This is a genomic window from Microbacterium sp. AC215 (assembly GCF_979258645.1).
In genome coordinates this window covers 3,648,421-3,661,480 of sequence record NZ_OZ409869.1, presented here as the reverse complement: position 1 = coordinate 3,661,480, position 13,060 = coordinate 3,648,421, and the positions used below count along the sequence as shown (strand labels likewise).

General features: G+C 67.4%; 14 protein-coding genes. 10 read left to right on the top strand and 4 right to left on the bottom strand.

The genetic code is table 11. The features are described from left to right. The first annotated feature begins 52 nt into the window (after positions 1 to 52). The 8 genes from sdhC to ACZZZF_RS17845 all read left to right on the top strand — a co-directional run bounded on the left by sdhC (position 53) and on the right by ACZZZF_RS17845 (position 7,495). Positions 53 to 487, top strand: coding sequence for a succinate dehydrogenase, cytochrome b556 subunit (gene sdhC / locus ACZZZF_RS17880; RefSeq protein ID WP_072591539.1), 435 nt, complete (start codon positions 53 to 55; stop codon positions 485 to 487). Further along, complete coding sequence (locus ACZZZF_RS17875) at positions 487 to 930, top strand: succinate dehydrogenase hydrophobic membrane anchor subunit (protein ID WP_053097025.1); 444 nt, start codon at positions 487 to 489, stop codon at positions 928 to 930. The genes sdhC and ACZZZF_RS17875 overlap by 1 nt, the downstream gene beginning before the upstream one ends. A 19-nt stretch (positions 931 to 949) precedes the next feature. Further along, the gene (gene sdhA, locus ACZZZF_RS17870) at positions 950 to 2,776 is read left to right on the top strand and encodes a succinate dehydrogenase flavoprotein subunit (protein WP_053097027.1); all 1,827 of its coding nucleotides are present in this window, start codon (positions 950 to 952) and stop codon (positions 2,774 to 2,776) included. Between the two features lie 2 nt (positions 2,777 to 2,778). Beyond that, positions 2,779 to 3,546, top strand: coding sequence for a succinate dehydrogenase iron-sulfur subunit (locus ACZZZF_RS17865; RefSeq protein ID WP_053097029.1), 768 nt, complete (start codon positions 2,779 to 2,781; stop codon positions 3,544 to 3,546). A gap of 77 nt (positions 3,547 to 3,623) precedes the next feature. Beyond that, positions 3,624 to 4,826, top strand: coding sequence for a YihY/virulence factor BrkB family protein (locus ACZZZF_RS17860; protein WP_295105278.1), 1,203 nt, complete (start codon positions 3,624 to 3,626; stop codon positions 4,824 to 4,826). Positions 4,827 to 4,835: 9 nt separating this feature from the next. Continuing rightward, positions 4,836 to 5,678 (top strand): exodeoxyribonuclease III, encoded by an 843-nt coding sequence (locus ACZZZF_RS17855; RefSeq protein ID WP_053097033.1) that lies wholly within the window; start codon positions 4,836 to 4,838, stop codon positions 5,676 to 5,678. Between the two features lie 77 nt (positions 5,679 to 5,755). Further along, entirely contained in the window at positions 5,756 to 6,760 is a 1,005-nt protein-coding gene (gene trpS, locus ACZZZF_RS17850; protein WP_072591541.1) for a tryptophan--tRNA ligase, read from the top strand. Positions 6,761 to 6,784: 24 nt separating this feature from the next. Next, on the top strand, positions 6,785 to 7,495 hold the full coding sequence (locus tag ACZZZF_RS17845) for a hypothetical protein (protein ID WP_463499821.1): 711 nt from the start codon (positions 6,785 to 6,787) through the stop codon (positions 7,493 to 7,495). Positions 7,496 to 7,530: 35 nt separating this feature from the next. Here ACZZZF_RS17845 and pth read toward each other — a convergent pair whose 3' ends face one another. Then, positions 7,531 to 8,112, bottom strand: a complete 582-nt coding sequence (gene pth / locus ACZZZF_RS17840; protein WP_072591542.1) for an aminoacyl-tRNA hydrolase — start codon at positions 8,110 to 8,112, stop codon at positions 7,531 to 7,533. A 120-nt stretch (positions 8,113 to 8,232) separates the two neighbouring features. Then, complete coding sequence (locus ACZZZF_RS17835; RefSeq protein WP_053097039.1) at positions 8,233 to 8,841, bottom strand: 50S ribosomal protein L25/general stress protein Ctc; 609 nt, start codon at positions 8,839 to 8,841, stop codon at positions 8,233 to 8,235. A 222-nt stretch (positions 8,842 to 9,063) separates the two neighbouring features. On the opposite strand from ACZZZF_RS17835, the gene ACZZZF_RS17830 reads away from it, so the two are divergent. Further along, positions 9,064 to 9,189, top strand: a complete 126-nt coding sequence (locus ACZZZF_RS17830; protein WP_256381367.1) for a hypothetical protein — start codon at positions 9,064 to 9,066, stop codon at positions 9,187 to 9,189. A gap of 97 nt (positions 9,190 to 9,286) precedes the next feature. Continuing rightward, positions 9,287 to 10,735 carry an NADP-dependent phosphogluconate dehydrogenase gene (gene gndA, locus ACZZZF_RS17825; protein ID WP_053097041.1) on the top strand — a complete coding sequence of 483 codons (1,449 nt, stop codon included), beginning with the start codon at positions 9,287 to 9,289 and terminating at the stop codon, positions 10,733 to 10,735. A 56-nt stretch (positions 10,736 to 10,791) separates the two neighbouring features. Here gndA and ACZZZF_RS17820 read toward each other — a convergent pair whose 3' ends face one another. Both ACZZZF_RS17820 and ACZZZF_RS17815 read right to left on the bottom strand, forming a co-directional pair. Then, positions 10,792 to 11,517, bottom strand: coding sequence for an ABC transporter ATP-binding protein (locus ACZZZF_RS17820; RefSeq protein WP_463499819.1), 726 nt, complete (start codon positions 11,515 to 11,517; stop codon positions 10,792 to 10,794). A gap of 40 nt (positions 11,518 to 11,557) precedes the next feature. After that, entirely contained in the window at positions 11,558 to 13,030 is a 1,473-nt protein-coding gene (locus ACZZZF_RS17815) for an ABC transporter permease (RefSeq protein WP_463499817.1), read from the bottom strand. Positions 13,031 to 13,060 lie beyond the last annotated feature (30 nt).

Here is a 13,060-nt window from a genome sequence, read left to right as displayed (position 1 = left end):
TTGGAAGACGCATCGCACGCGACCGAGTCACATCGATCCAGGGAGGACGACCGTGTCCACAAGCGCTCGCTTGACACCGTCGATTTCGGAAACCACTTCCAAGACGCCGCGCGGCACCCTCTACCGGGGTCGCGAGGGCATGTGGTCGTGGGTGCTTCACCGCATCACCGGAGTCGCCATCTTCTTCTTCCTGTTGGTGCATGTGCTCGACACTGCACTCATCAGGGTGTCGCCCGAGGCCTACAACGCGGTCATCGGAACCTACAAGAACCCGATCATGGCCCTCGGCGAGGTCGTGCTGGTCGCAGGCATCGTGTTCCACGCGATGAACGGCCTCCGCATCATCGCCGTCGACTTCTGGTCGAAGGGCGCGAAGTACCAGCGTCAGCTGTTCTGGGGCGTGCTCCTCGTCTGGGGCATCATCATGGCCGGCTTCGTGCCGCGTCACCTGATGCTCGCGTTCGCCGGCTTCGGAGGAGGACACTGATGGCCGCTCAGACCGTCGCCGCGCCCATCCGCCGTCAGCGCGGCTTCAACCTCGAGAAGTGGGGCTGGGTGTTCATGCGCGCCTCGGGCGTCGTGCTCGTCGTGCTGATCTTCGGCCACCTCTTCATCAACCTGATGGTCGGCGAGGGCATCCATGCCCTCGACTTCGCGTTCATCGCGGGCAAGTTCGCCACGCCGTTCTGGCAGTGGTGGGACGTCCTGATGCTGTGGCTGGCACTGATCCACGGCGCCAACGGCATGCGCACGATCGTCAACGACTACGTGACGAACAACACCGCTCGCAAGGCGCTGACCTGGGCCCTCGGCCTGGCCGCGGCGCTGCTCATCATCCTCGGCACCCTGGTCGTCTTCACCTTCGACCCGTGCCTCGGCGTGACCGAGTCGAGCACACTGTGGGAACAGTGCCAGACGCTGGGCAAGTAGAAGAGAAGGCATACGAGAAGTGACTACCGAGACCCAGGATTCCGTCGTGCGCGACGGCGTGCATTACCACCAGTTCGACATCGTCATCGTGGGCGCCGGCGGCGCCGGCATGCGAGCGGCCATCGAGGCCGGCTCCGGCGCGAAGACCGCGGTCATCTCCAAGCTCTACCCCACTCGCTCGCACACGGGTGCGGCGCAGGGCGGCATGGCGGCGGCGCTGGCCAACGTCGAGGAGGACAGCTGGGAGTGGCACACCTTCGACACGGTCAAGGGCGGCGACTACCTGGTCGACCAGGATGCGGCGGAGATCCTCGCCAAGGAGGCGATCGACGCGGTCATCGACCTCGAGAACATGGGTCTCCCCTTCAACCGCACGCCCGAGGGCAAGATCGATCAGCGTCGATTCGGCGGCCACACCGCCGAGCACGGCAAGACCCCGGTGCGCCGGGCCTGCTACGCCGCTGACCGCACCGGCCACATGATCCTGCAGACGCTCTTCCAGAACTGCGTCAAGCTCGGCATCAACTTCTTCAACGAGTTCTACGTGCTCGATCTGCTCACGGTGAAGGATGCCGACGGCAAGACCCAGGTCTCAGGCGTCGTCGCCTACGACCTCTCGACGGGCGAGCTGCACGTGTTCCAGGCCAAGGCCGTGATCTTCGCGACCGGCGGCTTCGGCAAGATCTTCAAGACGACCTCCAACGCCCACACCCTGACGGGTGACGGAGTCGGCATCGTCTGGCGCAAGGGCCTCCCCCTCGAGGACCTCGAGTTCTTCCAGTTCCACCCGACAGGTCTCGCCGGCCTCGGCATCCTCCTCACCGAGGGAGCGCGAGGCGAGGGCGCGATCCTGCGCAACGCATCGGGCGAGCGCTTCATGGAGCGCTACGCTCCGACCATCAAGGACCTCGCGCCTCGTGACATCGTCGCGCGCTGCATGGTCCAGGAGGTCGCGGAGGGCCGCGGTGCCGGCCCGCACAAGGACTACGTGCTGCTCGACTGCACCCACCTCGGCGCAGAGGTCCTCGAGACCAAGCTGCCCGACATCACCGAGTTCGCACGCACGTACCTCGGCGTCGACCCGGTCGTGGAGCCGGTTCCGGTCATGCCGACCGCGCACTACGCGATGGGCGGCATCCCCACCAACAACGCCGCCGAGGTGCTCGCCGACAACACCACCGTCGTGCCCGGCCTTTACGCGGCCGGCGAATGCGCGTGCGTCTCGGTGCACGGCGCCAACCGGCTCGGAACCAACTCGCTGCTCGACATCAACGTGTTCGGCAAGCGCGCAGGACGCAACGCGGTGGAGTACGTCAAGACCGCCGAGTTCGTGCCGCTGCCCGAGAACCCCGCGGCATTCGTCTCCGACATGCTCGAGGGCCTGCGCAACAACCAGGGAACCGAGCGCATCGCCGTCCTGCGCAAGGCGCTCCAGGACGAGATGGACAAGGGCGCGCAGGTGTTCCGCACGCACGACTCGCTCGAGCACGTCCTCGGCGTGATCGCCGAGCTGCGCGATCGCTACAAGAACGTGCACGTCGACGACAAGGGCAAGCGGTTCAACACCGACCTGCTCGAGGCTGTCGAGCTCGGCTTCCTCCTCGACATCGCGGAGGTCGTCGTCTACGCGGCCCAGAACCGTGAGGAGAGCCGTGGCGGCCACATGCGCGACGACTTCCCCACGCGTGACGACGAGAAGTACATGCAGCACACGATGGCCTACCTGACGGGTGACCCGCACTCCTCCACTCCGAGCGATCACATCAAGCTCGACTGGAAGCCGGTCGTCTTCACGAAGAACGAGCAGGGCGAGTTGAACTACCCGCCGATGGAGAGGAAGTACTGAGCATGTCGAACGCCATCGCCGAAGCTCCCGCGGACACGACGGAGGAGACGGGCATCCAGTCCTTCATCGTCACGTTCAACATCCGCCGGTTCGATCCCGAGATCGACTCCGAGCCGCACTGGGTCGACTACGACGTGGAGCTCTACTCCACGGACCGCGTCCTCGACGCACTGCACAAGATCAAGTGGGAGGTCGACGGGTCGCTGACGTTCCGGCGCTCGTGCGCCCACGGCATCTGCGGCTCCGACGCCATGCGCATCAACGGCCGTAACCGCCTCGCCTGCAAGACGCTGATCAAGGATCTCGACATCTCGAAGCCGATCTACGTCGAGGCGATCAAGGGTCTGCCTCTCGAGAAGGACCTCGTCGTCGACATGGAGCCTTTCTTCGCGTCGTACCGCGAGGTGCAGCCGTTCCTCGTCGCGAACTCGGTGCCCGAGAAGGGCAAGGAGCGCGTCCAGAGCATCGCCGATCGCGAGATCTTCGATGACACCACCAAGTGCATCCTGTGCGCCGCATGCACCTCGTCGTGCCCGGTCTTCTGGACCGACGGACAGTACTTCGGACCGGCGGCGATCGTGAATGCGCATCGGTTCATCTTCGACTCCCGCGACGACAACGCTGCGGTCCGTCTCGACATCCTCAACGACAAGGAGGGCGTCTGGCGCTGCCGCACGACCTTCAACTGCTCCGAGGCGTGCCCCCGCGGTATCGAGGTCACGAAGGCCATCGCCGAGGTCAAGCAGGCAGTCCTGCGCGGTCGTCCCTGACCCCGTCGCCGACCTGAGAACGGGCGGGCACCCTGATGGGTGCCCGCCCGTTCTCGTCGCTTGGATAGGGTGAGGACGTGTCCGAACACCACGCCGCCCCCGAGCCCCGTCGCCTGGACGCGGCCGTGGAGAGGGCGACCGCTCTGACCCAGCGCACTCTGGGCCTGTTCCCCGTGCGTGTCTGGCGTCATTTCCTGCAGCACAACGGATTCCTTCTCGCTGCCGGGGTGAGCTATCAGGCCCTCTTCGCGATCTTCGCGGCTGTGTACCTCGCCTTCGCCATCATCGGCATCTGGCTCGGTGGCAGCACGGAGGCGGTCGACGGTCTGATCGTCATCATCAACAGCTACGTTCCCAATCTGATCCTCGATCAGGGCGGGGTGTTCACCCCGGATCAGGTGAAGGAGATCGCCGCGAGCACGGCCAGCCTCCTGGGAGTGACAGGTCTCATCGCCCTCGGCACGGTGATCTGGACCGCGATCGGGTGGGTGACCTTCTCACGTCGCGCCACGAGGGACATCTTCGGCCTCCCTCCGGACACTCGCAGTTACGTGATCCTCAAGGCTCGGGATCTTCTCGCCGCGCTGATCTTCGGCGTCTCGCTCATCGTGGGGTCGATCCTCAGCTCCGCCAGTGCGGCGATGCTGAGCTGGCTCCTGAGCCTCCTCGGCTGGGACTCGGGATCCGACGGGCTGAACCTCAGCATCCGCATCGGCACGGTGATCGTGTCGTTCGTCCTGATGTCCGCCGCTCTGGCCGCGATGGTGCGCTTCCTCACGGGGACGACGCTCCATTGGCGCACGATCTGGCCCGGCGCGATCCTCGGCGGCGCCGCGATGACGGTGCTGCAGTACGGTGCAGGGTTCCTCCTGAGCTACACGCCCTCCAACCCGCTTCTGGCCACGTTCGCGATCTTCATCGGCCTGCTGCTGTGGTTCCGGGTGAACGGGGTGGTGATGCTCGTGGCATCGTCATGGATCGCCGTCGCCGCCCAGGACCGGGATCTGCCGCTGCTGGCTCAGTCGGAGGCCGAGCGTCGGATCGTCGAGCATGAGACCCTGCTCATGGCCGCCCGCATCCGCGTCCGCGACGCGCACGCGGCACGCGACACCGCACCCTGGTACGGCGTATGGGGCGCGCGTCGAGCCGTGCATGCGGCGGAGCGGGAACTGGCGGAGCTGGAGGCGTCCGCGCCCCCGCCCGTCGACACCGCGTCGCCACTCGCGCAGCGGCTGCTGGCCGAGCTGCAGCGGACACGCGATGTCGGTGGTGCTCGTTAGGCTGGAACCATGCCTCATCTGCGAATCGCCACGGTCAATGTCAACGGGATCCGAGCGGCGGCTCGCAACGGCATGAGCGCGTGGCTCGACGCGGCAGACGTCGACGTCCTCACTCTGCAGGAGGTCCGCGGCCAGGACGAGCATCTCGAAGCGGCCTTGCCCGGATGGACGTTCGTGCACGACGAGGCGACCGCCAAGGGTCGCGCCGGCGTGGCCATCGCCAGCCGGCTGCCGGCTCTCGCCTCGCGCACCGACTTCGGCGATGCCGACTTCGACTCGAAGGGTCGCTGGATCGAAGCGGACTTCCTCATCGGCGACCGCCCTCTCACGGTCGTGAGCGCTTACGTGCACAGCGGCGAGGCCGACACTCCGAAGCAGGAGGAGAAGTGGAAGTTCCTCGACGCGTTCGGTGCCCGGCTGGCCGAGCTCGGCGCGGACGACGGGGCACTCGCGCTCGTCACCGGGGACCTGAACGTGGGCCACCGCGAACTCGACATCAAGAACTGGCGCGGCAACCGCAAGAAGGCGGGATTCCTGCCCCGTGAGCGGGCGTACTTCGACAGATTCCTCGGAGCGGCGGGTGAGACCGTCGAGGGCGTCGACGGCTCGACCGGCACCGGTCTCGGCTGGGTCGACGTGGGCCGGGTGTTCCACGGCGAGGTCGAGGGGCCGTACACCTGGTGGTCGATGCGCGGGCAGGCGTTCGACAACGATTCCGGGTGGCGCATCGACTACCACCTCGCCACTCCGGCTCTCGCCGAACGGGTCACTGCCTATCACGTCGCCCGCGCGGCCGCCTATGACGAGCGCTGGAGCGACCATGCTCCGGTGGTCGTCGATTACACCTACTGAACAGCAGGCGGCGCCCGGGTTCGGATGGACCCGGTTCGCGCGGTCCGGCACGACCGGCGCCGCCTAGGATTGATGTCGTGACGAAACCTCGCCTTTACTCAGGAATGCAGCCCTCCGCCGACTCGCTTCAGATCGGCAATTACATCGGAGCGCTCCTGCAGTGGCGGGATCTGCAGAGCTCGTACGACGCATACTTCTCCGTCGTTGATCTGCATGCGCTCACCGTCGCACAGGATCCCGCCGAGCTGCGCGAGAAGACCCGCCGCACCGCTGCTCAGTACATCGCCGCCGGCATCGAGCCCTCCCTCTCGACGCTCTACGTGCAGTCTCACGTCCGCGCGCACGCCGAGCTGGCCTGGATCCTGTCGACGATCACCGGTTTCGGAGAAGCCGGTCGCATGACGCAGTTCAAGGACAAGTCAGCGCGCTACGGAGCGGATGCCACCAGCGTCGGTCTCTTCACCTACCCGGTGCTGATGGCAGCTGACATCCTGCTGTATCAGACCGATGTCGTGCCGGTCGGCGACGACCAGAAGCAGCACGTCGAGCTGACCCGCGACCTCGCCGAGCGCTTCAATTCCCGTTTCGGGGACACGTTCGTCGTGCCCCGCCCCGTGATCCAGAAGGACACGGCGCGCATCTACGACCTGCAGAACCCGACGTCGAAGATGTCGAAGTCCGCCGAGAGCGATGCGGGAGTCCTCTGGATGCTCGACGACCCGGCGAAGTCGGCGAAGAAGATCATGCGGGCCGTCACGGACAACGAAGGATCGGTGCGCTTCGACCGCGACACCAAGCCCGGCGTGTCCAATCTGCTGACCATCTACGCCGCGCTGTCGGGACGTCAGGTTCCGGCGATCGAGGATGAGTACGCGGGCCGTGGTTACGGGGACTTCAAGAAGGGACTCGCCGAGGTCGTCGTGAACGAGTTCGAGCCGGTGCGTGCCCGCGCGCTCGAGCTGCTCGACGACCCTGCTGAACTCGATCGGATCCTCGCGCAGAACGCCGCGCGTGCGGATGCCGTCGCCGACGCCACTCTCGGAGCGGTCTACGACCGGGTCGGACTGCTTCGTCGCGTCTGACCTGGCCAGCCATAGGATGGGGGCGTGACTGATCCGCAGCAGCCCCCGTCCGGTGCCGTCCCCCCTGTGCCTCCCGCGCCACGATCGGCCGACGAGCAGCAGCAGTTCGCGCCGCCCGTGCCGCCAGCGCCCGCTGCGTATTCCTCGACTCCCCCGGCGCCGCCCGCATACCAGAGCGCTCCCCCGGCCTATCAGGGTGCTCCGCCCGCATACCAGAGCGCTCCCCCGGCCTATCAGGGTGCTCCGCCCTCGTACCAAGGCGCTCCCGCACCGCAGGCGGCTCCTCCCGGCGCCTATCAGGTTCCGGTCGGAGGCTACGCAGCGCCCGCGGGCGCATACCAGGCACCGGTGATCGCGGAGAAGAAGTCAGCGCTGCTCGGCATCCTGGCTCTGGTCCTGGCGATCGTGGCAGCCGTGGTCACACCGATCGTCGCCGGCATCATGGGCTTCGAGATCGGACGTCGTCTTCCGGGCGGTCTCGACACGACGGCACCGGACTTCCTGTCGATCCTCTCTCCCGCGAGGGACCAAGTCCTGTGGGCGGAGATCTCGTTCTGGACGGGGACCATCCTCGGCATCGCCGCCATCGTCATCGGCATCATCGCCATTCGCAAGAAGCACGCGCGCGGTGCGGGCATCGCCGCCCTCGTGGTCGCCGTGCTCGGCCCGATCATCTTCTGGGTCGTGCTGCTGGTGACACTGTCGACGGGAACGGCGACCGGCTTCCTGCCGTAGCCGCGGGGCACGCGACGGGTGCACCGCCCCGTGTCTCACCGTGGAGCGTGGTGCTTCTGCTGAGCGGCGAGCAGTCCGTCCTCGACGAGCAGCTCGACCGCGTCCGCCGCGTCGGACACGAGTATGGGCAGGTTCGCGCGCTCGTCCTTGCCGAACGGCGAGAGCACCCAGTCCGCGGGGTCCTGGCGCCCCACCGGTCGACCGATGCCGACCCGCACCCGCGGGAAATCCGGAGTGGTGATGGCACGGGCGATGTCTCGGACGCCGTTGTGCCCGCCGTGGCCTCCGCCGATCTTGAGCTTGACGGTGTCGAACGGGATGTCGAGCTCATCGTGGACGACGATGATCTGCTCCGGCGGCACCGAGTAGAACCGCGCCAGGGCGGCGACCGGCGTCCCGGACACGTTCATGAACGTGTTCGGCTTGGCGAGCACGAGCTTGTCGCCGCCCGGGCGCAGCCAGGTCTCGACGACGCGCGCGCCGCCCTTGTGCTCCCGAAAGTTCTCGCCGCGGCGTGAGGCGAGCTCATCGACGACCATCTGGCCGATGTTGTGACGCGTATCCGCGTATCGGGGGCCGGGGTTGCCGAGCCCCACCACGAGCCAGGTGGATGCCATGTGGTCGTCCTCTCGGAATGCGGGCCCTTCGCGGTGCCCGGGTCAGAATACGACAGAGGGGGCGCGATATGCTCGCGCCCCCTCTGTGTTGCAGTCAGCTGTGCGCTGCGCCTGCGGAGATCACTCCGCGGCGGGAGCCTCCTCGGCGGCAGCCTCGTCGGCGCCGGCCTCGTCCTCTTCGAGCGACTCCTCGGCCGGGATCGAGATCGCGACGACGAGAACCTCGGGGTCGGTCAGCAGCGTCGAGCCCTTGGGGAGCTTGACCTCGGCGGCGGTGATGTGCGTGCCGTCCTCGAGACCCTCGACCGAGACCTCGACGTTCTGCGGAAGATGCGTGGCCTCGGCCTCGATCGACAGCGTGTTCGCGTCCTGGTTGACGATCGTTCCGGGAGCCGACTCTCCGGTGACGACGACGGGAACGTCGATCGTGACCTTCTCGCCCTTGCGGACGACGAGCAGGTCGATGTGCTCGATGATCTGGTGCACCGGGTCGCGCTGGACGTCCTTGACGAGGGCGAGCTGGTCCTTGCCGTCGATGTCGAGCTCGAGCAGAGCGTTCGCACGGCGGATGATCAGCGAGACCTGGTGGCCGGGCAGTGCGACGTGCACCGGGTCGGTGCCGTGGCCGTAGATCACGGCGGGGATCTTGCCTGCGGCGCGCAGACGACGGGCGAAGCCCTTGCCGAAGCTCTCGCGGAGCTCGGCCTTGACCTTGGTGTCTTCAGACATGGGGTTCTCCTTCGGGGCACGCAGCGACAGCTACGCGGTGGTCGTGGAATTGTTCTCGAACGCAGACACGTGAGGAAAGCCACCGGCTTGCTTCGCCGCGTCGATAACGGATGCCAGCGCACGCGCAGAAGCATCCCTCGCCGAGGTACTCCTCTCATGGTACCGGATGAGCCGGTAGGCTGAGAACACCGATCCCCTCTCTGCAGAACACGGAGTTCTCTCATGCTCGACGGCGTCTTCTTCTCCCACGCGATCGCCTGGCTCATCGGCGCGATGACCGTGTGCGCCGCAGGCTTCACCTTCGCGGCCCTGTTCTCCCTGGGGCGCTCGGGATACCGCAAGGACTGACCTCCTCGCGTCCGTCACCACCCGTCACACGGGAGCACCACCCCGGACGCCGCGATAATCTGGGAGCATCCCCTTCTTCTCGATCTAGGAGCCATCTGTGCCCGAAGCATCAGCGAACATCGGAGTCGTCGGACTCGCCGTCATGGGTTCGAACCTCGCCCGCAACCTCGCCAGCCGCGAGGGCAACACGGTGGCGATCTTCAACCGCAGCTACGAGAAGACCGCGACGCTCGTCTCCGATCACCCTGAGGCCGGCTTCATCCCCGCCCAGACCTACCAGGAGTTCGCCGACTCGCTGCAGAAGCCGCGCACCGCGATCATCATGGTCAAGGCCGGCGGCCCGACGGACGCCGTGATCGACTCGCTGGTCGAGGTCTTCGAGCCGGGCGACATCATCGTCGACGGCGGCAACGCGTACTTCCCCGACACGATCCGCCGCGAGAAGGCGGTCCGTGAGACCGGAATCAACTTCGTCGGCGCCGGGATCTCGGGCGGCGAGGAGGGCGCACTCACGGGCCCGTCGATCATGCCCGGCGGCTCGGACGAGTCGTGGATCACCCTCGGCCCGATCCTCAAGTCGATCGCCGCGATCGCCGAGGGCGAGCCGTGCGTCACGCACGTCGGACACGACGGTGCCGGACACTTCGTCAAGATGGTGCACAACGGCATCGAGTACGCCGACATGCAGCTCATCGCCGAGGCCTATGACCTCATCCGCCGCGGCACGGGCAAGTCGCCCGCTGAGATCGCCGAGATCTTCGCCGAATGGAACAAGGGCGAGCTCGAGTCGTACCTGATCGAGATCACCGCAGAGGTGCTGCGCCAGGTCGATGCCGAGACCGGCAAGCCGCTCGTCGACGTCATCCTCGACCAGGCCGGAGCCAAGGGCACCGGAGCGTGGACCGTCCAGACCGCGCTGTCGCTCGGCGTTCCCGTCTCCGGCATCGCCGAGGCCACGTTCGCCCGCTCGCTGTCGTCGCACCCCGAGCAGCGCGAGGTCGCCGGAGCCCTCCCGGGCCCGGACGAGGAGTTCGTCGTCGCCGACGAGGCCGCTTTCATCGAGGACGTCCGTCTCGCGCTCTACGCATCGAAGATCGTCGCGTACTCGCAGGGCTTCGACGAGATCCGCGCGGGCGCTGCCGAATACGGCTGGAACATCGACCTGGGCGCCATCAGCAAGATCTGGCGCGGCGGCTGCATCATCCGTGCGCAGTTCCTCAACCGCATCGCCGATGCATACGCGGCAGAGCCCGGTCTTCCCGTGCTGCTGACGGCTCCGTACTTCACCGAGGCGATCACGCGCGCTCAGGCGCCGTGGCGTCGCGTCGTGGTCGCGGCGGCACAGGCCGGCATCCCGGCTCCGGCGTTCTCGTCGTCGCTGTCGTACTACGACGGCATCCGCGCCGACCGCCTCCCCGCAGCCCTCGTGCAGGGCCAGCGCGACTTCTTCGGGGCGCACACCTACAAGCGCATCGACAAGCCGGGCACCTTCCACACGCAGTGGTCGGGCGACCGCACCGAGATCGAAGCCGAAGACACGCACTGAGCGCGTCGCAGACATGACGAAGGCCCCGGCGATTCCGCCGGGGCCTTCGTCATGTCTCACCGGGTGATGTCCTGCATCGTGCCCTTCGCCAGCCGAAGGCGTCTGGTGGCCCGGCGCGCCACCGCCGAGTCGTGAGTGACGACGATCATGGTGATCCCTTCCGCGCACAGCCCCTGGAGCAGCGTGAGGATCTCATCGCGCATGCTCTCGTCGAGGTTGCCTGTGGGCTCGTCCGCGAGCAGCACGCGGGGTCGCTTCACGATCGCCCGCGCGATCGCCACACGCTGCTGCTGACCGCCCGACAGCTCGGTAGGCAGGTGGTCGCCGCGGTCGGCGAGCCCGACGTGAGCGAGAGCCTCGGCGACGCGACCCGTCCGTTCGGTCCGGCTCAGGTCAGTGGGCTCGAGGGCCATGTCCACGTTCTCGGCCGCCGTCAGCGTGGGGATGAGATTGAACCCTTGGAACACGAAGCCGATCTCTTGGGCACGGATGCGGCTGAGCTCCCTCGCGGATGCCGACGCCAGCTCGATGTCACCGAGCTTCAACGAGCCGGAGGAGGGCTTGTCGAGCGCGCCCAGCATCTGCAGGAGAGTCGACTTGCCCCCTCCGGTCGGCCCCTGGATGGTGACGAACTCACCGGGAAGGATCGTGAGGTCGACCCCCGTGAGCGCCTTCACCGTGCGTCCCTTCTGCGTGTACGTGCGAGTGACACCCTGCGCGCGGTACAGCGGCGCCGCGGCATCCGTGCCGCTCGCGGAAGGGGCGATGTCTGCGATGGTCATGTCGTATCTCCTTGTCGTGCGATGGGTGGTCGAGCGTCCGTCAGGCGACGGAGCGCAGTGCCTCTGCCGGGCTGAGGCGGGCCGCGCGCCAGCCTCCGAATGCTCCTGCCACGAGACCGCCGAGCACGGCGAGGCCGACCGCGGCGACCAGCACCCACGGTGTGAACGGTGCGTGCAGCACGATGTCGGCCGCCTGTTGCGTCTGGAACATGTCGCCACCTCCGGTGGGCCCGCCGCCCATCCCGCCGGGGCCGCCTTCCGCAGTGCTCGCGGCAGCAGCCGCGACGGTCGGCTTCACGAGATCGATCACAACGATGCCGGCGATGCCGAGTGCGAGCCCCACGACCCCACCGATCAGTCCCTGGACCATCGACTCGCCCGCGACCTGGCGCACGACGCGACCGTTCGACCAGCCGATCGCCTTGAGCGTGCCGAACTCGCGGGTGCGGCGCGAGACGCCGGACAGCGTCAGCAGCACCGAGAGCAGCACGGCCACGGCGAGCACGATGATCGACAGCCAGGTGCCGAGGTTCGTGATCAGCGACGTGGCACCGGACAGCGAACCGGAGACGGTCGCGGCGAGCTCGGACTGCGACGTGATCGTCGCGTCGGGCAGCTCGTCTGCGAGGGCCGCCTGCACCGTGTCGATCGACGATGCCGACTCGGCCTGCACGTACACCGTGGAGACGACGTCTCCGGCGCCGGAGAGTTCCTGCGCCGTGTCGAGGGGCAGATAGACGTCGGCAGCGGTGTCGGCGGAGTCCGCGGTGGAAGCCACGATCCCCACGATCTCCACATCGGAGCCTGCGACGTCGATGGTGTCGCCGACGGCGATCTCGTTCGTGGTCGCGTAGGTCGCGTCGACGAGCGCGACGAGTGCCCCGGCGTCATCCGTGTCGAGAGTCCGGCCATCGCCGACCTCGACCGAGGCGAGCGGACCCGCTGACGTCACGGCCGGGTCGATGCCGAGCACGGTGAATGAATCGACGCCGAACGAGCCGCCACCCGCGCCACCCGCTCCGCCTTGCGGCGGCGCCTGACCCTCGGTCGGCGCAGTGCTCTCTGTCGTGGCGTCCTGCTCACCGAACCCGCCGCTGGGCAGCTCGCCCGAGAAGGTCGAGTTCGTGAGGCTGAGAGCAGCGGATGCCGCCGTCACCCCATCCGTCGAGGTCACCGTGTCGAGCACGGACGCGTCGAGCGTGCCGCGCATGAAGTCCGTCATGAGAGTCGACTGGCTCAGTGTGGTCGTGTCGCCCTCGGTCGCGCCGTCCTCCGAGCCGAAGTCGAAGCGCTGCCCGCCGCCCTCCCCCGGTTCCGCCGCGGCACCGGTGACCGTGAGGTCGGTGCCCACGCCGTACACCGATTCCAGCGCCTGCGCCTGCGCATCCCGAACTCCTGCCGTGAGGGCGTTCACGATGATCACCAGGGCGATCGCGATCGCGAGCCCGATCGCGACGATCATGGTCTGCTTCTTGCGGCCCGCCAACTCGCGCCGTAGATATGTCCCGTACATGTGTCTCCTTCTGCCGCGCCGTTCGCGGGG

Bases quoted from the DNA above. Each gene is read 5' to 3' on its own strand.
- ACZZZF_RS17865 (WP_053097029.1), top strand. From the start codon at position 2,779: ATGTCGAACGCCATCGCCGAAGCTCCCGCGGACACGACGGAGGAGACG.
- ACZZZF_RS17830 (WP_256381367.1), top strand. From the start codon at position 9,064: ATGCTCGACGGCGTCTTCTTCTCCCACGCGATCGCCTGGCTCATCGGC.
- pth (WP_072591542.1), bottom strand. From the start codon at position 8,112: ATGGCATCCACCTGGCTCGTGGTGGGGCTCGGCAACCCCGGCCCCCGA.
- ACZZZF_RS17820 (WP_463499819.1), bottom strand. From the start codon at position 11,517: ATGACCATCGCAGACATCGCCCCTTCCGCGAGCGGCACGGATGCCGCG.
- ACZZZF_RS17815 (WP_463499817.1), bottom strand. From the start codon at position 13,030: ATGTACGGGACATATCTACGGCGCGAGTTGGCGGGCCGCAAGAAGCAG.
- ACZZZF_RS17835 (WP_053097039.1), bottom strand. From the start codon at position 8,841: ATGTCTGAAGACACCAAGGTCAAGGCCGAGCTCCGCGAGAGCTTCGGC.
- ACZZZF_RS17875 (WP_053097025.1), top strand. From the start codon at position 487: ATGGCCGCTCAGACCGTCGCCGCGCCCATCCGCCGTCAGCGCGGCTTC.
- ACZZZF_RS17855 (WP_053097033.1), top strand. From the start codon at position 4,836: ATGCCTCATCTGCGAATCGCCACGGTCAATGTCAACGGGATCCGAGCG.